Raw genomic sequence first — 17802 nt, forward strand, 5'->3', positions numbered from 1 at the left:
TAAATAATATTCAATTAAAAAATAAAAAATACTCAATATGTCAATTTTAGAAATGAAAGTTCCTTCACCGGGCGAATCAATTACAGAAGTTGAAATTGCAACTTGGCTTGTAAAAGATGGTGATTATGTAGAAAAAGATCAACCTATCGCTGAGGTAGACTCAGACAAAGCAACTCTTGAATTGCCTGCAGAACAAAGTGGTGTGATCACTTTAAAAGCAGAAGAAGGTGATGTGGTACAAGTAGGCCAGGTAGTTTGTTTAATTGATATGGATGCTGCCAGACCGGAAGGTGCGGCTGCCCCTGCTGCTGAAGCTCCTAAACAAGAAGAGGCTCCCAAAGCTGCCGAACCTGTAAAACAGGAAGCTCCAAAACCTGCAGCACAACCGGCTGCTGCGGCTACTCAAACTTATGCAACCGGAGCTCCGTCTCCTGCAGCTAAGAAAATTCTTGATGAAAAAGGAATTGAGGCAGCCCAGGTTTCAGGATCAGGAAGAGACGGCAGAATTACTAAAACAGATGCAGAATTGGCAGCAGTTCCTGCATTGGGAGGAAGCCCGTTCACTGCAACAGGTGCAAGATCTACCACTACGACCAAACTTTCAGTTTTAAGAAGAAAAATTGCTCAGAGATTGGTTTCTGTAAAGAACGAAACAGCCATGTTAACGACTTTCAACGAAGTTGATATGTCTGAAATTTTCAGATTAAGAAAGCAATATAAAGAAGAATTTGCTCAGAAGCACGGAGTTGGACTTGGTTTCATGTCTTTCTTTACAAAAGCGGTTACAAGAGCATTACAAATGTATCCTGATGTAAATGCATCGATCGACGGAGATTTCAAAATAAACTATGATTTCTGCGATATTTCAATTGCAGTTTCAGGTCCTAAAGGATTAATGGTTCCGGTATTGAGAAATGCTGAAAATATGTCTTTCAGCGGAATTGAAGCCAACATTAAAGATCTTGCCACAAAAGTAAGAGACGGTAAAATTACAGTTGATGAAATGACCGGCGGTACTTTCACGATTACAAACGGCGGTACATTCGGATCTATGATGTCTACACCGATCATCAACCCACCACAATCTGCGATCTTAGGAATGCACAACATTATCCAGAGACCGGTTGCTGTGGACGGACAGGTGGTAATCAGGCCAATGATGTACGTAGCAATGTCTTATGACCACAGAATTATCGACGGTAAAGAATCTGTAGGATTCCTTGTAGCGGTAAAAGAAGGTATCGATAACCCTGTTGAAGTATTAATGGGAGGTGACGAAAGAAAAGGCCTTGGATTATAAGTTTTAATAAAATTATAATATAAATATACAATCTCGCCTATAAAAGGCGAGATTTTTGTATATATTTAAAAAATACTAAGATGATGTTCTCAAAAATAACTTCCAATATCAGAGTTTCAGTAATTCCTGAATATGATAGTAAAAACAGTTACCCATCAGAAAATCGTTACGTTTTTAAATATAACATCACGATTGAAAATGACGGTGATTTCCCCATAAAAGTGTTGAAAAGAAAATGGCTGATTTTTGACGTCGGATTCGGATACACTGAAATTATAGGCGACGGAATAATTGGTTTAACTCCCGAGATCCGGAAAGGCGAAAATTTCGCTTATTTTTCCAATGTAATGCTTCGTTCAGGAGTAGGGAATATGAGCGGAAAATACCTCGTTAAAAACATGGATACCCAGGAAAATTTTGAGATTGATATTCCTAAATTCAACCTGTTGTCTGAAGTGTTAAGCAATTAATGATTATACAAAGTAAAATGTACAAGGTGTTCATGATGCCTGATTAATTTTCTAAAGCTTTTTAATCTTTAGTTTCATGACATCCGAAATTTCTTCATTGCTGCTGAGAAATAATTTTTCAAAAGCCAGCAAAGAAATTTTGGCGCATACTTCTGCATCGTCACCGGCCCGGTGATGGTTGAATTTGATCTGATGATATTCAGCCAGATGCTTTAATCCGTATTTGGGAAGATAATTCCATGATTTTTTAGCCAGTTGAATGCTGCACAGATAATCAATTTTCGGGGTAAACATTCCATAATGGTCAAGGCATCCCCTTAAAACCCCGGCATCAAAGCTGGCGTTATGGGCAATCATTAAGGTTCCGTACATCATATTCTCTATTTCATACCAGATCTCATCAAAGGTAGGAGCATCCTTTACATCTTCGGGTAAAATACCATGAACATCGATATTATACTGACTGAAAAAAGGAAAACTGGGAGGTTTGATCAGCCAGGTTTTGGTTTCCACAATCACAGAATCCTGTACAACACAAACCCCAACTTCACAAGCTGAGCTTCTGGCATTGGTAGCCGTTTCGAAATCTATTGCGCAGAAATCCATTTTTTTGAGTTATAAATTATGAGTTATGAATTATGAGTTTAAAGTTTAATAAAAGGGCTTATTCAATTTAAGGAATACCACTTATTTCCTAATCCCTACATCCTAATTCTTTCTTCCTAAAAAATGCCTGAAAATAAGCCATTCCGATTGGTAGAACAGATTTATCTGATGTGTTTGACGAAGTTTCCAGGTTTCCGGAAGCTGGGCATAAAAACCAAAGTGTGCCCTCACAACTGCCCAAAGGTGCGGAAAGCCGTTTTTTAGTCCGAAATAAATTCCTGCCACACCATCTAAACAAAGCCTGGAAAAGATAAGCCAGATCAGTTGTGGAAAAGGAAGGTTTTTCAGCATCATCGAAAGGTTATTCCGGATGTTTAAATATGTTTTTTGAGCACTTTGCTTATTTAAAGTTCCGCCACCTACATGATATACCGTGGATTTTCCAGTATAATAAATCTTTTTTCCTGTATTGATCAATCTCCAGCATAGATCTATTTCTTCCTGATGGGCAAAAAATCTTTCGTCAAAACCATTTTGCTCCCAAAAATCTTTTGAGCGGATAAAAAAGCAACATCCCGAAGCCCAGAAGATTTCTGTCTCATCATCATACTGCCCATTGTCTTCTTCAAGATCATCAAACACACGGCCTCTGCAATATGGATATCCCAGATTGTCAATCAAACCGCCACCGGCTCCTGCAAATTCAAAGAACTTCGGGTTATGGTAAGACAATATTTTAGGCTGGATTGCTGAAATTTCTGGATTTTTTTCAAATAAATTCAAAACCGGTTCTATCCAGTTTTCCGTTACTTCAACATCAGAGTTTAAAAGACAGTAATATTCAGCCCCGATATGTTTTAAACCTTCATTATATCCTCCTGCAAAACCGTAGTTTTTATCATTTCTCACCGTTTTCACTGACGGAAAGTGAGTAGTCAGGTATTCTATAGAGTCATCAGTAGAAAGGTTGTCAATAACGTAAACATCCGCATTCTGAGAAAAACGGACTATATTGGGAAGGAACTTCTCAAGCCAGCTTTTACCATTCCAGTTTAATATGACGACTGCTAATTTTTTTGACATGGAATCATCTATTTTTTTCTGAACCGTATGATTTAATGGAATCCTGATATTTCCATTTCCTGTGTGACCAAAGATAATTGTCCGGGTGCTTGTGTAAAGTATTTTCCAATAATTTATGGAATTTTTTCACCACTTCATTTTCCTCAAATTTTTCTCCATCCGGATAAATCCTGTGATAATTGACCTGGTAAAAGCCACGCTTTACTTTTTTCATTTCGCAATAAATAAAAGCCAGATCCATACGGGTAGCAAGTTTGTCATAGCCAATAAAGACCGGAGTCCTCTGATTAAGAAATTCCAATCCGTAATTTACATGTGAAATATGTGGCGTCTGGTCTGCAACAAACATATAAGCAGAATTCCCGTTGTTTTTATTTCTGAAGATATTAAGGATTACTTCATTAGCTTCCAATGCTTCATTCCCGAATTTATTCCGCACTTTTTTCATCTGGTTTTCCCAGAACTCACTGTTTACTTTTCTGTACACCGGATGACAGTGTTCCTGAGGGATAACTTTTGCCAAAGCATTGATCCATTCCCAGTTAAAAACATGGCCTGCCAGTAAAATGATGTTTTTGCCTTCTTTTTTGGCTTCATGAAACAGCTCCTGGTTAATGTGCTGCATTCTTACCCTTGATTCCGTTTCGGAAATACTGAAAGATTTTACAGTTTCCACAAGATAATCCGAGAAATTGAGATAGAATTTTTTGGTAATTGCCCTGATCTCCTCATCAGGTTTTTCAGGAAATGAGTTGCGTAGGTTTTGTGTAATTACATTTTTTCTGTAGCCGACAATATAATAATTCAAAAAGAAAATAATATCCGAAAAAATATATAATATTTTGAGCGGAAGCTTAGAAATCAGGTATAGTATTTTGATCAGGAAATTCATAAAACAGGCAAATTTAGTGATAAAAAAAATATGGTTTCATTTTTGTAATGGATAACTAATATTTTTTTAATTTTATAGTATGAAAAAATTATCAATTTTAGCTTTCCTGGCACTGGGAATGGTTGTTTTTTCACAAGAAGTGAAAAAAGCTCCCGAAGATAAAAACTCGGGAGATAAGGCATTGCTTGTAAAAACCGATGCTGCTGAATTGGAGGCGAAGAAGAAAGCTGCTGAGGAAAAGGCTAAATTGCCTAAACCTTACGATCCTAAAGCGGACGCACAAAAAGATATCAATGAATTAATAGCTAAGGCTAAAAAAGAGAATAAAAATATTCTTATTCAGGCCGGAGGTAACTGGTGTATCTGGTGCCTGAGATTCAATCAGTTTGTACAGACAACTCCTGAATTAAAAGATATTGTTGACCAGAATTATCTGTACTATCACTTGAATTATTCTCCGGATAATAAAAATGAGAAAATCTTTGCCCAGTATGGAAATCCGGGTGATAAGTTTGGGTATCCTGTTTTTATCCTGTTGGATAAGAATGGCAAAATGATTCACATTCAGCAAAGTGATGTGCTTGAAGAAGGTAAGGGATACAGCAAAGAAAAAGTAAAAGAATTTTTCAACAGCTGGACGCCAAAATCGTAAATTAAAACCGGGAATTTCCCGGTTTATTTTTTTATAGAAATCTTTTAATCCAATTCAATTTTTTCTCAGAATAGGGTGGATATTTTACATTCGGTTCTCCCCATGTTGTTTTTTCTAAAACAGGTTTCTGATGTGAAAAAGTTTCAAAGCCGAATTTCCCGTGATAATTTCCGGTTCCTGAATTTCCGATACCACCAAAAGGAAGATTTTCATTTCCCAGATGCATCACAACATCATTAATGCATCCGCCGCCAAAAGAAAGTTTTTGGATAAAAGCTTCTTTTTCTTCGGAATTATTAGTGAACAGATAAGCGGAAAGCGGTTTTTCAAGTTCCAGCAGACTATTTAAAGTATGATTAAAGCCGGAGAATGAAATCACAGGCAGGATTGGACCGAAAATTTCTTCCTGCATCACATCATTATCCCAATTGACCCGTGTAAGAACTGTTGGCTCAATGTATAATTGTTCCTGATCAAAGTTCCCCCCGAAATAAATTTTATTCTTATCAATAAGCTTTATAAGCCGTTGAAAATTCTTTTGATTGATAATCCGTGTGTAGTTTTTGGAATCCGGTTCGTATTTAAATTCCCTGATATATTTTCTGAGGGTCTCTAAAAACTGTTCCTGAACCGATTCTTCGACCAATATATAATCAGGAGCCACACAGGTCTGGCCTGCATTCAGGAATTTTCCCCAGACAATTCGTTTGGCAGCGATATCCAGATTGGCATCTTTTGTAACTATAGCAGGAGATTTTCCGCCCAATTCCAATGTAACGGGGGTAAGGTTTTGTGCGGCAGCCTGATATACAATTTTACCCACCTTTGTGCTTCCCGTGAAAAATATTTTATCAAACCTCAGTTGTAAAAGCTCAGTTGTTTCATCAATTCCGCCTTCAAAAACATACATATATTCCGGTGGGAAATTTTCATTGATGAGTTTTGATATTATTTTCATTGTATTTTCTGCAATTTCACTGGGCTTTACAATACAGCAGTTTCCTGCAGCCAATGCAGCGATCATTGGCGAAAGGGATAACTGATAAGGATAATTCCAGGCACCGATTACCAATACACATCCCAAAGGTTCAGGGTAAATCTTACTCTTTCCGATCTGACTGGCAAGATTGGTTCTTACTTTCTTAGGTTTTGCAAGGGCTTTTAAATGATTCAGATAATACCTGATATCATTTAAAATAAAGGAAATCTCAGTTGTGAACGTATCGAATTCAGATTTACCGAAATCTTTATAAATGGCTTCATTTAATAAGCTCTGATTTTCGATAATAAGATCTCTCAGCTTTTCAAGGTACATTTTTCGGAACTTAAGGTTCTTTGTTTTTTGTGTTTTGAAAAAATCTTTCTGTCTGAACAGAATTTCCTGGATATTCATAAAAATTAAATTTCAGAAAATACAGCAAATCTTTTGCCTAAATCACATGTTTATTGCCCAAAACATTGGATGAATAGTACTGAATTCCCCTTCCCTGAAGGAGTGGATTTTTGTAACGCAAAAAGACGGGGTAGTTTTAAATATTTTTCAGAATCAAATTTTGCCTTTGAGATGGCAGTTTAAAGATCAAAAAAAACCACTTCAATTAGAAGTGGTTATATGGTTTGAGAAAATATCTCTCTTAAGCTTCTTCAGATTTAGCTTCTTCCTTTTTTGCAGGAGCAGCAGGAGCTACAGCCGGTGCGTCAGATACGATGTCGAATTCAAAGTTGTATTCAACATTTCTGTGTAATCTGATTACAGCAGTTACTTTACCTGTTCTCTTGATGGTGTTACCAGGAATTTTGATATATTTTTTCTCTACTTCAACACCTGCTTTAGCAAGAGCTGCAGAAAGATCTGCATTGTTGATAGATCCGAATAATTTATCACCTGATCCTACTTTAGCAGGAATAGAGATCGTCGTTTTCTTTAATTGATCTACTACAGCATTGGCAGCTGCAACTAATTTAGCTTCTTCTTCTTTTCTAGCCTCTAAAGTAGCTTCTAAAGCTGCTTTATTTTTAGGGGTAGCTAAAAGAGCAATTCCTTGAGGAATTAAGAAGTTTCTTGCATAACCAGGTTTTACGCTTACTGTGTCGAATTCAAGACCTAAATTTTCTACGTCTTTTTTTAGGATAATGTCCATTGTTGTTGTCCTTTTTTTAGAGTTTAGAGTTTAAAAACCAGTAGTATTCAGAGAATGTTATTACCTGAAAGTCTGAGATCTTTATCTAAAATCAAGTTAGAATTAATTATTTATTCAGCAACAAAAGAAGAAGGTAAACCCTCTCCTTTTATTTATTTTTTGTCTTATTTTAATAAGTCAGCTACGTACGGCATTAAAGCAAGGTGTCTTGCTCTTTTGATTGCAGCAGAAACTTTTCTTTGGTATTTTAAAGAAGTTCCTGTGTATCTTCTTGGTAAAATTTTACCCTGCTCGTTCACGAATTGTAATAAGAAATCAGCATCTTTGTAATCAACGTGCTTAATTCCGAATTTTTTGAATCTACAATATTTCTTTTCAGATTTTGTATTGATATCAAGTGGAGTTAAGAATTTTACTTCTGATTCTCCTCCAGCTGAGGCTTGTTTAGCCATTTCATCTATTGCCATGTCTTGTCGTTTTAAAAAATTGGGTTAATAATTAAGCTCTAGCTGCTTTTACTTTAGATCTTCTTGTGATAGCATAATCAATAGCATGCTTATCAAGTTTTGTCGTAAGGTAACGGATTACTCTTTCGTCACGTTTGAATGCTAATTCTAAATCAGCAACGATAGTTCCTTCTCCTTTAAACTCGATTAAAGTGTAGAATCCGTTCTTTTTTAATTGGATCGGATAAGCTAATTTTTTTAATCCCCAGTTTTCTTTAGCAACGATTTCGCAGTTCTTTTCTTTTAAAAGATCTTCAAATTTTTTCACTGCTTCCTCCACCTGAGCGTCAGATAGAACGGGAGTTAAAATGAAAACAGTTTCGTAATTGTTCATAATGTTAAATAAATTTGTTAATTATTTCGAGGTGCAAAATTAATGAAAGTATTTTAAGTATGCAATAGATGTTGAAGATTTGTTGAGAGTTATGAGTTATAAATTAAATACCATCAATACTGTTCTTAAGTTTTCAGATGATCCTCTTCACTTCTGATCTCTTTCAGAAAATTCACTTTAATCACATCATACAATGAATGCCGGCTTACCAGGATTGAGGCGATGGAAGAAACCATTCCTGCCAGCATCAGATGGAAAATCAGTGAATGTCTGTCAGTCATTTCCAGAACAATAATGGCTGATGTAAACGGGGCTCTTGTGATTCCTGTAAGAAAAGCTACCATTCCGGCTAAAACGACTACATTGGTTTCATTTTGGGTTAAATGAATAGCACCTGAAATTACAGAACCAATACTGGCTCCGGCAGTCAATGCAGGGGCAAATATTCCCCCGGCACCACCGGAAGTGAATGAAAGGGCAGGACCTACCATTCTGAGGATAGGAATATACCAGTCCTCATGTTTGTCTTTAGTAAAAAGTACGCGTTCCATGATTTCTTTACCGGAGCCCAGGATTTCCCGGCTGATGAAATAGGCTACAGAGGCTATGAAAAGCGAACAAATAATCAGAAATATGATATTAGCCCTGTCTGTAGTGAGTTTTTTCTTTTTCCATTCATTCATTTTAAGCATGCTTACAGACAGCTGACTGGCTAAAATTCCGGCAATACCTGCTACTAAAATAATAGGGAACATCACCATTAAAGACACATCATTGGTTTTCGGATAGCCTAAATAAAGATAAGATCCTGCCAATGTCTGAGCGGTTAAACCTGCAATAATAACAGCTGTAAACAAAGCCGTTTTAAAATAATTGATATGGGTTTTTGAAAGTTCTTCAACAGCAAATACAATTCCGCCCAGAGGCGTATTGAATGCGGCAGCAAGCCCGGCAGCAGCTCCTGTCATGATCATATTTTTTTTGGAAATTTTAGGCCACCATTCCGGAAGATATTCATTGACTTTCCGGAAAATTGATCCTGCAATCTGTATGGTTGGCCCTTCACGACCGACAGCTCCACCACCAATGACAAGAATGACGGATGAAATGATTTTAAAGACAATAATCTTAAGACTTAGCAGACTTCTTATTTTCTTATGCTCTTTAGGATTAGCGAGCTCTACGGCTGCCATTACCTGCGGAATTCCGCTTCCTTTGGCATTAGGTGCAAATTCTTTTACCAGCCACCATGAAAGGACGAAACCAATCGGAGCGACAATAAAAATCATCCATGCATGCCAATCAAGAATAAAATTTAAGAGGTTTTCTCCCCAGGCAAATATTTTAGCATACATCACCGCAAAAAATCCGGTGATCACTGACCCGATCCAAAAAGGGATAGCCTGAAGCAGGTTGTACTTCAGCTGTTCATTACGGATATTGTCAAAAGATTTTTTTAAGCCTTTTCGGAGGAGAATAAAAATTTTCAGCATTTGTTAATTTTGAAATATAAAAATACGTTAAAACTGTGGGATTTATATTTTTTCTAAAAATTTTGAAATCATTAAAGCTCTTTTAACGGTAAGCTTTTTGGGTAAGCCAAAACTTAAGATATTGCTTTTAAGTTCCAATTCGAAATCCTCGTCAACAAAAGATTTTATAAGTTGTCTTCTTGACGGATTTAAAAACAATCTTGCTCTTGATTCGTTTCCCGTTAAAATAGAAAAAGTATCATTAAATTTCTTATCGTCCTTAAAACTGATATCAAAATTTCCAAAAACATTTGCGATTTTGTCAGCAAAAGTTTCTTTTCTGATAGTGAGGTCACCATAGCTTTCATCCAGCTTTTTCATTCCCCAGATTTCTAAGATCTCTTCTATATGGCTACCGTGTTTTTGTGTATGTTTAATCGTTCTGATTACAATATAAAGATAAAATGAGGATTGGTTTTTATTTTCGATTACATAACAAATTTCAGGAGTGAAATTCTCGTTTTCCACAATGGGCTGGAATCGAAATAAAGGAGAATCTTTAATGTCAATTACCGAAACGTTATATTTCTCACAGAGCTTATCATAGATCTTGAAAATCTGTTCCTTTTGAGTTTCAGTAAATCTAAATAATTTGACATAATTTATATCTCTTAAATTAATATTCATTTGTGCAAAATAGTTTGTTTTAAAGGTAAAATTATTAATTCTAATTCCAACAATAAAAAACCTCCGATACAATCGAAGGCTTTATATTTTTATGACAAGCGGTAAAACTATTTATTATTATTCATCGCTCATCATTCATCACTTATCATCTATAATTAAGCATCAGGCAAATCGCCATTACTTATATTTCTGTGTTCAGATCCCAATTCTGAAGATAATCATGAACATGCTTCAGCATCATTCCGCCCAGAGATCCGTCAACTACTCTGTGATCATAAGAGTGAGACATAAACATTAAATTTCTGATGGCAATCACATCACCGTCTTTAGTTTCAAGAACTGCCGGCTTTTTAACGATAGCTCCGATCGCTAAAATAGCAACCTGTGGCTGAGGAATAATTGGTGTTCCCATTAGGTTTCCGAAGCTTCCCACATTGGAAATGGTGTATGTAGCTCCCTGAGTATCTTCAGGTTTTAATTTTTTGTTTCTGGCTCTGTAAGCAAGATCATTGATTGCTTTTGCAAGTCCTGAAAGAGATAGCTGATCAGCATTTTTGATTACGGGAACGATAAGGTTTCCATCCGGTAAAGCAGTGGCCATACCGATGTTGATATTTTTCTTTTTAATGATGTTATCTCCATTGATAGAAACATTAATCATCGGGTAATCCTGGATTGCTTTCACAACAGCTTTTACGAAGATCGGCATAAAAGTTAATTTCTCACCTTCACGTTTTTCAAAGATATCTTTATGCTTATTTCTCCATTTTACAACGTTGGTAACGTCAGTTTCGATGAAGGAAGTAACATGTGGAGCAATCTGCTTTGCTTTAACCATATTTTCTGCGATGAGCTTTCTCATTCTGTCCATCGGAATGATCTCATCACCTGCAGCAACAGGAACTGTAGCCGCTGGTGCAGAAGTAACAGCCGGCTGTGGAGTAGAAGCAGCTTGAACAGGTGCTGCCTGAGGCTGGCTTCCTCTGTTGGTTACATATGCTAAAATATCTTCTTTGGTAATTCTTCCTTCCAAACCGCTTCCTTTAATAGATTTCAGTTCGGTTTCAGAAATATTTTCCTGTTGTGCGATTGATTTTACAAGGGGAGATAAATAAAGGTCTCCTGAGAATTCCACATTGGATGGTGCAGAAACCTTTAATGGCTCTTCGATCGTTTTTAAAGTCTCGGTATCAGGTTCCGGAGTTTCAGTTTTAATTTCTTCTGAAACAGTGTTTCCGCCTTCTCCTTCAATTTCTAAAATAGCAATGGCTTCACCTACTTTGGCAACTTCATCTTTTTGCTTTAAGATTTTCACAATTTTCCCCGAAACCGGTGTTGGAACATCTGAATCAACCTTATCCGTTGCGATTTCTACTACGGAATCATCTTCTTTTACCGTATCACCCTCATTGAATAACCAAGTGATAATAGTAGCTTCCATAACGCCTTCTCCCATGGAAGGAAGCAATAATTTGTACTCTGCCATTTTTATTTTTTAGATTTTGACAAATATATAAAAAAAATCGGTTTTTTTATGAAATGTATAATTTTAAGAAAATTCAATGTAAATATTCTCGCCAACATTCAAACCGAATAAAGTTTTTGCTCCGTTTTTTTTGCTCCCTTTGTAGATGGTAAGTTCCAAGAGCTGACTATCATTGAAAATGGCTGCCGACTGGCCATGAAATTCAGTTTCTCTTTCCCAATTTGAAACCACTTCCGTATGGCTGGAAAATATCTTTGAAAGGCTTAAATTTCTGAACTTAATCGTGAAATTTTCATATCCTTTACCTGTGTTTTCAAAAAATTCTTTATGGATATTTGAAATTATATTTCCGAAATTATCAATATACATGACTTCGCCAATAATCATTTTTTCAGCTTCATTATGCACCGGTTTCGGAAACAAAAGTTGTTTCACAGATTTTACTTTTCTTCCGATAACTTCCGGAAGCCCGCCATTCGCCAGATGCACTGCTGCCGGCACGAAAACATCTGTTGAAGTAAAGCTTACCACATCATCAAACCTGTTGTTCAGGGTGATCTCATAAATTGCCTCAGGTTTGATATCAAAGAAAATAAGGCTTAATAAACCGTTGTCTGCTGCCAGAAAATAGGATCCGTCTGCTTTATAGAGAATGTTTTTTCTTGATTTGTGAAAAAAGCTGTCTACAGACAGAATGTGAATGGTTCCTTTAGGAAAATGTTTATAAGCATTTCTTACAATATATGAGGTCTGAATAAGATTGTAGGCCTGAATATCATGAGTAATATCAATAATATTAACCTCAGGATTCAAGGAAAGAATTTTGCCTTTCACAGCCGAAGCTCTGTAATCTAAATTTCCGAAATCCGAAGTAAGGGTAATAATTGGCATTGGTAATTTATAGAATGATAGAACTGCAAATTTATCTAAAATAAAAAGAAAGCCCTAAATATTGTGGATAAGAATTTGACATTAATTTGAAAAAAAACTTTAAATTTAAAATCTAAATAAAATGTATTTGCATGTTTGAATTAACATATGATTTGGAAGATATTGATGCAAAAATCTTCTATGGCGTTAATAACCAATATTTCAATCTGATAAAATCAAGCTTTCCGACCCTTAAAATTACAGGAAGAGATCACTATATTCTTGCAAAAGGAAATCAGGAAACTCTGGATATACTTAAACAAAAGCTGAATGATATTGTAAGCTTTATTTCGAAAAATAATTCTATTGAGCTGAAAGACGTTGAAAATATTCTCAATATCAAAGACGAAAACGAGAAACAATTGATTTTTGACCAGGATATTATTGTAAAAGGAGTAAACGGAAAGGTTATTAAAGCTAAGACTACCAATCTTAAAAAGCTGGTAAAAGAAACAGAGAAAAAGGATATGGTTTTTGCCATCGGGCCTGCCGGAACAGGTAAAACTTATACGAGCGTGGCCTTGGCAGCAAGAGCTTTGCGGGATAAGGAGGTTAAAAGAATTATCCTGACAAGGCCGGCTGTTGAAGCGGGGGAGAGCTTAGGATTTCTTCCGGGTGATCTTAAGGAGAAGCTGGATCCTTATTTACAACCTTTATATGATGCGCTCCGTGATATGATTCCGCATGAGAAACTGGAAGGCTTTATCGAGAAAAAAGTAATTGAGGTGGCTCCGTTGGCTTTTATGAGAGGAAGAACGCTTGATGATGCGTTTGTGATTCTGGATGAAGCTCAAAATACAACCCATTCTCAGATGAAAATGTTTTTAACCAGGATGGGAATGAATGCTAAATTCATTATTACCGGAGATCCAAGCCAGGTAGATTTACCTCCGAAACAGCAATCCGGATTAAAAGAAGCTATGAGAATTCTGCATGGTGTTAACGAAATTGGATTTGTACATCTTACGGAAGAGGATGTTGTGAGACACCCTGTTGTAAGGAAAATTATATTGGCTTACAATGATGAGGAGAAAAGATTAAGAGATTAAATAAGTACGGGGATTAGGATTTAGGATTAAGCGCTATCAGTTCTTATCTAAATAATATAAAGAACGAAACAGCTTTGCTTGTTTCGTTCTTTGCTTATTATGGAGAATGTCATGCCTGAATTTGGTTCAGATGAGGAAAATAATTAGTAATTTTGAGTAGAAAAGTATAAAATTATTAAAATGAAAAAACTATTATTATTAGGTGCTTTTGCACTTTTGGGAGGAGCTGTTCAGGCTCAGGAAGGTTTTAAGCTAGGTGGGCACATTGGTATTCCCGTAGCAGATGCAAGTGACGCTTCATCATTTACTTTAGGTATTGATGCTGCTTATATGTGGAATATTACGAAAGGCCTTGATTTAGGGGTTGCTTCAGGGTATTCTCACTTCTTCGGTGAAGATAATTTTGACGATTTCGGATTCATTCCGGTAGCGGTTTCAGGAAAATACAGATTTTCAGGAGCTCCTATTTTTGTAGGGCTGGATCTTGGGTACGGAATTTCTACGAAAGATGGGGTAGACGGCGGTTTTTATGCCTATCCTAAGTTTGGATACCAAATGTCTAAAGGTGAATTGTATATTGGATACCAGTCTATCAGCAATAAGCGTGATTGGGGATGGTATACAGCTAACTGGTCAGTGGGTGCAGTGAATATAGGATATAATTTCTTCCTTAAGTAAAGATATTAGAAAATGAATATTTTTCGACTCCAATTGCATAATTGGAGTTTTTTTTGTTAAAATGTTGATAATAAAATATAAACAAACGTTTAGTGTAATTTATGTTAGAAATAACCAATATTTTTAGATGATATTAATCACATTAACAAATTTTAATATTAGATGGGGCAGGTGTAAATTTGCTCTCAGAAAGTATTAAAATTTTTTAAAATGAAAAAATTATTATTAGCGAGTGCTATTGCACTTTTTGGTTTATCTAATGCTCAGATTGCAAAAGGAACTACTTATTTGTCAGGACAAGTAAACTATACTTCAACTCAAGATAACAATACTGATGCTAAAACAGAAGACTTCAAAATCGTTCCTACTGTAGGATATTTTGTTGGAACTAACTTAGCTGTAGGTTTAGGTGTAGGTTACGTTAACGGATCTAAAACTGTAACTTTATTAGATTCAAAAGTTAAAACAACTACTGACGCTTTTGTAGTAGCTCCTTTCGTTAGAAAATACTGGACTATCGGAGAAAAATTATATTTCTTCGGTCAGTTAGAAGTTCCAATGGCATTTGGTAAGGATAAAGTAGAAGCAGATGCTGTAAATGCTTCTTCTGAGAACAAATTCACTTCAATCGGTGTTAATGTTAAACCAGGTCTGGATTATTTCTTAAGCAAAAACTGGTCTATCGAAGCTACAATCGGTGAATTCGGTTACAACAACTTCAAGTATAAAGATCTTGATAAAAGCACTGACAACTATAACTTCGGATTAAACTTATCTTCAGTTACATTCGGTGTTAAGTATGTTTTTGCAAAATAATAAACGAAGCATATAAAATTAAATTCCTGGGTCCGATCCCAGGAATTTTTTTATTTTTAATGTCAGGGAAAATTCTTTATTCCGGCTCAAGTAAAATTGGCTTTATTACTGTATTATTTGTAATTAAATGTATCATTAATAATAAATTTAAGTTAAATTTGCCGGCTGTAAGTTTTATCAGGTACTTATAAAATGAATCTGATGGAGCTGTTTATATAGAATTAAAAATTTTTATAACTATGAAAAAATTATTACTAGCTGGTGCAGTTGCACTTTTCGGATTATCAAATGCTCAAATGACTAAGGGAGACTGGGTAATCAGTGGAAACACAACTTTAGGTTTTAACAATGTAAGCACGACAGTTAAAGCAGGAGGAGAGTCTGTAGACGGGCCTAAAGTGAATACATTTTCAGTAACTCCATCTGTAGGGTATTTTGTAATCGACAAACTAGCGGTTGGGATTGATCTTGGGTTCACTACTGCAACTACAAAATTTGAAGGCTTAAAAGCTACCACTACAAGCTTCTCTGTGATGCCTACCGGTACTTACTATTTTGCGAATGACAGTAAATTTGTTCCTTACTTGGGTGCAGGAATTGGTTATGCTTCTGTTAAAAACAAAGGAAACGGTGATTTTATGGGTGTTTCAACTTCTGATGAAACAACTACAGACGGCTTGGCATGGAAAGTAAAAGGAGGGGTAACTTATATGGCGACTCAGTCATTAGGGGTTAATTTAGGAGTTTCTTATGACCAGTTCTCCAATAAAGAAACGTATATGAATACCGATGTAAAAACGAATGTTAAGACTTTCGGGGTAAATGTAGGTTTTTCTTATTTCATCAAATCAAAAGCACAGAAATCTGATAAATAATCAGTTAATTCAGATTAAAAATAATAAACCCAACTCTTTTGAGTCGGGTTTATTTATTATAATAAAAATATTGTCTTTTTATTTTCCGAACATTCCGCCCATTCCTGGCATATTCGGCATTTTGCTCATCATCTGCATCATCTGTTTTCCCTGAGGTCCCTGCATCATCTTCATCATTTTACCCATCTGCTCAAACTGCTTCATCAGCTGGTTTACATCTTCAATTTTTCTTCCTGCTCCTCTGGCAATTCTTTGCTTTCTCTGAGTATTGATAATGGAAGGTCTTCTTCTTTCGTCCGGTGTCATCGAATAAATGATTGCTTCAATATGCTTAAAGGCATCATCACTGATCTCTACATCTTTGATCGCTTTTCCAACTCCAGGAATCATGCCCATCAGGTCTTTCATATTACCCATTTTCTTGATCTGGTTGATCTGCTTCAGGAAATCATCAAAACCGAATTCATTTTTAGCGATTTTTTTGTGAAGCTTTTTGGCTTCTTCTTCGTCAAATTGCTCCTGAGCCCTTTCTACTAAGGAAACAACGTCTCCCATTCCCAGGATCCTGTCAGCCATCCTTTCAGGGTAGAAAAGATCCAAAGCTTCCATTTTTTCCCCTGTAGAGATAAATTTGATCGGTTTTTCCACAACGGAACGGATTGTTAAAGCAGCACCCCCTCTTGTATCACCATCTAATTTCGTAAGAACAACACCGTCAAAGTTTAAAGCTTCGTTGAAAGCTTTTGCCGTGTTTACAGCATCCTGACCTGTCATGGAGTCTACAACGAATAAGGTTTCATCAGGCTTAATGAAATAATGTACCGATTTAATCTCGTTCATCATCTGCTCATCAATTGCCAAACGGCCTGCTGTATCAACGATGACAACGTCGTGGTTGTTTTGTTTAGCAAAATTAATTGCATTTTCAGCAATAGTGGAAGGGTTTGTAGAGCCTTCTTCAGTAAAAACAGGAACACCGATCTGACCACCTAAAACTTTTAGCTGGTCAATCGCTGCAGGACGGTAAACGTCACACGCAACCAGTAGAGGTTTTTTATTTCTTTTGGTTTTTAAATAATTGGCAAGTTTCCCGGAAAATGTAGTCTTACCGGAACCCTGAAGACCTGCAATAAGAATGACGGACGGTTTCCCCGAAAGACTGATTCCTTCCTGGGAACCTCCCATTAAATCTACTAATTCATCATGAACAATTTTAGTCATCAATTGTCCCGGGGTAAGCGAGGTAAGAACATTCTGTCCCAAAGCTTTATCCTGAACTCTTTTAGTAAGGTCTTTTGCTACTTTATAGTTAACATCGGCATCTACTAATGCTCTACGAATTTCTTTTACGGTTTCTGCAACATTGATTTCCGTAATTTTTCCACGTCCGGAAATATTATGAAGCGCTTTGTCTAATTTATCCTGTAAACTATTAAACATATGTATTGTAAATTATAGGTCTGCAAAAATACGCAATTTTTAATAATATATATTACATATGATGTATAAGATGTTGAGATTTGTTTTCTTTCCGGATTATAATTTTATTTTTGCAAAATGAATTTCACAGATAGTTGTATCATTGTTTTATTACTCGTTATCTTTAATTGTATTGTGTATATGATATTCAAAAGATATTTATATATGAAACCGGATGCGGGGATGAAATTTCTTACAGTAAATATTGCTAAAGATATTGTATGGCTTGTTATTTCTCTGATGATCATTGATAAAACAAAAGAAAATTTTCTCTTTATTGTGATATGCTTTGTTGTGGCATCATTATTCATCTATACAGCTATAATAAAACAGATTAACAAATCCT

The 17802-nt window shown here is 35.9% G+C and carries 19 protein-coding genes; 7 read left to right on the plus strand and 12 right to left on the minus strand.

Annotated elements, in window-relative coordinates; all coding sequences use genetic code 11:
* The first annotated feature begins 37 nt into the window (after positions 1-37).
* Together odhB and apaG are read left to right on the plus strand one after the other, a co-directional pair.
* Positions 38-1300 carry a 2-oxoglutarate dehydrogenase complex dihydrolipoyllysine-residue succinyltransferase gene (gene odhB, locus PMI13_RS13585; RefSeq protein WP_007844697.1) on the plus strand — a complete coding sequence of 421 codons (1263 nt, stop codon included), beginning with the start codon at positions 38-40 and terminating at the stop codon, positions 1298-1300.
* A gap of 80 nt (positions 1301-1380) precedes the next feature.
* Complete coding sequence (gene apaG / locus PMI13_RS13590) at positions 1381-1770, plus strand: Co2+/Mg2+ efflux protein ApaG (protein ID WP_007844698.1); 390 nt, start codon at positions 1381-1383, stop codon at positions 1768-1770.
* A 51-nt stretch (positions 1771-1821) separates the two neighbouring features.
* Here apaG and PMI13_RS13595 read toward each other — a convergent pair whose 3' ends face one another.
* The 3 genes from PMI13_RS13595 to PMI13_RS13605 all read right to left on the minus strand — a co-directional run bounded on the left by PMI13_RS13595 (position 1822) and on the right by PMI13_RS13605 (position 4351).
* The gene (locus PMI13_RS13595) at positions 1822-2376 is read right to left on the minus strand and encodes a 3'-5' exonuclease (RefSeq protein WP_007844699.1); all 555 of its coding nucleotides are present in this window, start codon (positions 2374-2376) and stop codon (positions 1822-1824) included.
* A 102-nt stretch (positions 2377-2478) separates the two neighbouring features.
* On the minus strand, positions 2479-3459 hold the full coding sequence (locus tag PMI13_RS13600) for a glycosyltransferase family 2 protein (RefSeq protein ID WP_007844700.1): 981 nt from the start codon (positions 3457-3459) through the stop codon (positions 2479-2481).
* Positions 3460-3463: 4 nt separating this feature from the next.
* Positions 3464-4351 (minus strand): lysophospholipid acyltransferase family protein, encoded by an 888-nt coding sequence (locus PMI13_RS13605; RefSeq protein WP_007844701.1) that lies wholly within the window; start codon positions 4349-4351, stop codon positions 3464-3466.
* A 79-nt stretch (positions 4352-4430) separates the two neighbouring features.
* On the opposite strand from PMI13_RS13605, the gene PMI13_RS13610 reads away from it, so the two are divergent.
* Complete coding sequence (locus PMI13_RS13610) at positions 4431-5003, plus strand: thioredoxin family protein (protein WP_007844703.1); 573 nt, start codon at positions 4431-4433, stop codon at positions 5001-5003.
* Positions 5004-5034: 31 nt separating this feature from the next.
* Here PMI13_RS13610 and PMI13_RS13615 read toward each other — a convergent pair whose 3' ends face one another.
* The 8 genes from PMI13_RS13615 to PMI13_RS13650 all read right to left on the minus strand — a co-directional run bounded on the left by PMI13_RS13615 (position 5035) and on the right by PMI13_RS13650 (position 12520).
* On the minus strand, positions 5035-6396 hold the full coding sequence (locus tag PMI13_RS13615; protein ID WP_007844704.1) for an aldehyde dehydrogenase: 1362 nt from the start codon (positions 6394-6396) through the stop codon (positions 5035-5037).
* A gap of 241 nt (positions 6397-6637) precedes the next feature.
* Positions 6638-7144: a 50S ribosomal protein L9 gene (rplI, locus tag PMI13_RS13620; protein WP_007844706.1), complete on the minus strand. Its 507-nt coding sequence runs from the start codon at positions 7142-7144 to the stop codon at positions 6638-6640.
* 164 nt (positions 7145-7308) lie between these two features.
* Complete coding sequence (rpsR, locus tag PMI13_RS13625; protein WP_007844708.1) at positions 7309-7611, minus strand: 30S ribosomal protein S18; 303 nt, start codon at positions 7609-7611, stop codon at positions 7309-7311.
* 31 nt (positions 7612-7642) lie between these two features.
* A complete protein-coding gene (gene rpsF, locus PMI13_RS13630) occupies positions 7643-7984 on the minus strand; it encodes a 30S ribosomal protein S6 (RefSeq protein WP_007844709.1) in 342 nt (113 codons plus the stop codon).
* A 125-nt stretch (positions 7985-8109) separates the two neighbouring features.
* The gene (locus PMI13_RS13635; protein WP_007844710.1) at positions 8110-9477 is read right to left on the minus strand and encodes a chloride channel protein; all 1368 of its coding nucleotides are present in this window, start codon (positions 9475-9477) and stop codon (positions 8110-8112) included.
* Between the two features lie 42 nt (positions 9478-9519).
* On the minus strand, positions 9520-10143 hold the full coding sequence (locus PMI13_RS13640) for a hypothetical protein (protein ID WP_007844711.1): 624 nt from the start codon (positions 10141-10143) through the stop codon (positions 9520-9522).
* A 181-nt stretch (positions 10144-10324) separates the two neighbouring features.
* Positions 10325-11629, minus strand: a complete 1305-nt coding sequence (locus tag PMI13_RS13645; protein ID WP_007844712.1) for a dihydrolipoamide acetyltransferase family protein — start codon at positions 11627-11629, stop codon at positions 10325-10327.
* A 63-nt stretch (positions 11630-11692) separates the two neighbouring features.
* Positions 11693-12520: an SAM hydrolase/SAM-dependent halogenase family protein gene (locus PMI13_RS13650; protein WP_007844713.1), complete on the minus strand. Its 828-nt coding sequence runs from the start codon at positions 12518-12520 to the stop codon at positions 11693-11695.
* A gap of 131 nt (positions 12521-12651) precedes the next feature.
* Here PMI13_RS13650 and PMI13_RS13655 point away from each other — a divergent pair, with 131 nt between their 5' ends.
* The 4 genes from PMI13_RS13655 to PMI13_RS13670 all read left to right on the plus strand — a co-directional run bounded on the left by PMI13_RS13655 (position 12652) and on the right by PMI13_RS13670 (position 15977).
* Positions 12652-13608, plus strand: coding sequence for a PhoH family protein (locus tag PMI13_RS13655; RefSeq protein ID WP_007844714.1), 957 nt, complete (start codon positions 12652-12654; stop codon positions 13606-13608).
* A gap of 180 nt (positions 13609-13788) precedes the next feature.
* Positions 13789-14286, plus strand: coding sequence for a hypothetical protein (locus tag PMI13_RS13660; RefSeq protein ID WP_007844715.1), 498 nt, complete (start codon positions 13789-13791; stop codon positions 14284-14286).
* Between the two features lie 210 nt (positions 14287-14496).
* A complete protein-coding gene (locus tag PMI13_RS13665) occupies positions 14497-15102 on the plus strand; it encodes an outer membrane beta-barrel protein (RefSeq protein ID WP_007844717.1) in 606 nt (201 codons plus the stop codon).
* 239 nt (positions 15103-15341) lie between these two features.
* On the plus strand, positions 15342-15977 hold the full coding sequence (locus PMI13_RS13670; protein ID WP_007844719.1) for an OmpW family outer membrane protein: 636 nt from the start codon (positions 15342-15344) through the stop codon (positions 15975-15977).
* Between the two features lie 78 nt (positions 15978-16055).
* On the opposite strand, the gene ffh is transcribed toward PMI13_RS13670, so the two are convergent.
* Complete coding sequence (gene ffh, locus PMI13_RS13675) at positions 16056-17417, minus strand: signal recognition particle protein (RefSeq protein WP_007844720.1); 1362 nt, start codon at positions 17415-17417, stop codon at positions 16056-16058.
* Between the last annotated feature and the right edge of the window lie 385 nt (positions 17418-17802).

The organism is Chryseobacterium populi, from assembly GCF_000282115.1.
In the GTDB taxonomy this organism is placed as follows: domain Bacteria; phylum Bacteroidota; class Bacteroidia; order Flavobacteriales; family Weeksellaceae; genus Chryseobacterium; species Chryseobacterium populi.

Coding starts and splice junctions, on each gene's coding strand:
- PMI13_RS13650 (WP_007844713.1), bottom strand. CDS start 12,520: ATGCCAATTATTACCCTTACTTCGGATTTCGGAAATTTAGATTACAGA.
- odhB (WP_007844697.1), top strand. CDS start 38: ATGTCAATTTTAGAAATGAAAGTTCCTTCACCGGGCGAATCAATTACA.
- PMI13_RS13640 (WP_007844711.1), bottom strand. CDS start 10,143: ATGAATATTAATTTAAGAGATATAAATTATGTCAAATTATTTAGATTT.
- PMI13_RS13660 (WP_007844715.1), top strand. CDS start 13,789: ATGAAAAAACTATTATTATTAGGTGCTTTTGCACTTTTGGGAGGAGCT.
- rpsR (WP_007844708.1), bottom strand. CDS start 7,611: ATGGCAATAGATGAAATGGCTAAACAAGCCTCAGCTGGAGGAGAATCA.
- PMI13_RS13595 (WP_007844699.1), bottom strand. CDS start 2,376: ATGGATTTCTGCGCAATAGATTTCGAAACGGCTACCAATGCCAGAAGC.
- PMI13_RS13605 (WP_007844701.1), bottom strand. CDS start 4,351: ATGAATTTCCTGATCAAAATACTATACCTGATTTCTAAGCTTCCGCTC.
- PMI13_RS13665 (WP_007844717.1), top strand. CDS start 14,497: ATGAAAAAATTATTATTAGCGAGTGCTATTGCACTTTTTGGTTTATCT.
- rpsF (WP_007844709.1), bottom strand. CDS start 7,984: ATGAACAATTACGAAACTGTTTTCATTTTAACTCCCGTTCTATCTGAC.
- ffh (WP_007844720.1), bottom strand. CDS start 17,417: ATGTTTAATAGTTTACAGGATAAATTAGACAAAGCGCTTCATAATATT.
- PMI13_RS13600 (WP_007844700.1), bottom strand. CDS start 3,459: ATGTCAAAAAAATTAGCAGTCGTCATATTAAACTGGAATGGTAAAAGC.
- PMI13_RS13670 (WP_007844719.1), top strand. CDS start 15,342: ATGAAAAAATTATTACTAGCTGGTGCAGTTGCACTTTTCGGATTATCA.
- PMI13_RS13655 (WP_007844714.1), top strand. CDS start 12,652: ATGTTTGAATTAACATATGATTTGGAAGATATTGATGCAAAAATCTTC.
- apaG (WP_007844698.1), top strand. CDS start 1,381: ATGATGTTCTCAAAAATAACTTCCAATATCAGAGTTTCAGTAATTCCT.
- rplI (WP_007844706.1), bottom strand. CDS start 7,144: ATGGACATTATCCTAAAAAAAGACGTAGAAAATTTAGGTCTTGAATTC.
- PMI13_RS13645 (WP_007844712.1), bottom strand. CDS start 11,629: ATGGCAGAGTACAAATTATTGCTTCCTTCCATGGGAGAAGGCGTTATG.
- PMI13_RS13635 (WP_007844710.1), bottom strand. CDS start 9,477: ATGCTGAAAATTTTTATTCTCCTCCGAAAAGGCTTAAAAAAATCTTTT.
- PMI13_RS13615 (WP_007844704.1), bottom strand. CDS start 6,396: ATGAATATCCAGGAAATTCTGTTCAGACAGAAAGATTTTTTCAAAACA.
- PMI13_RS13610 (WP_007844703.1), top strand. CDS start 4,431: ATGAAAAAATTATCAATTTTAGCTTTCCTGGCACTGGGAATGGTTGTT.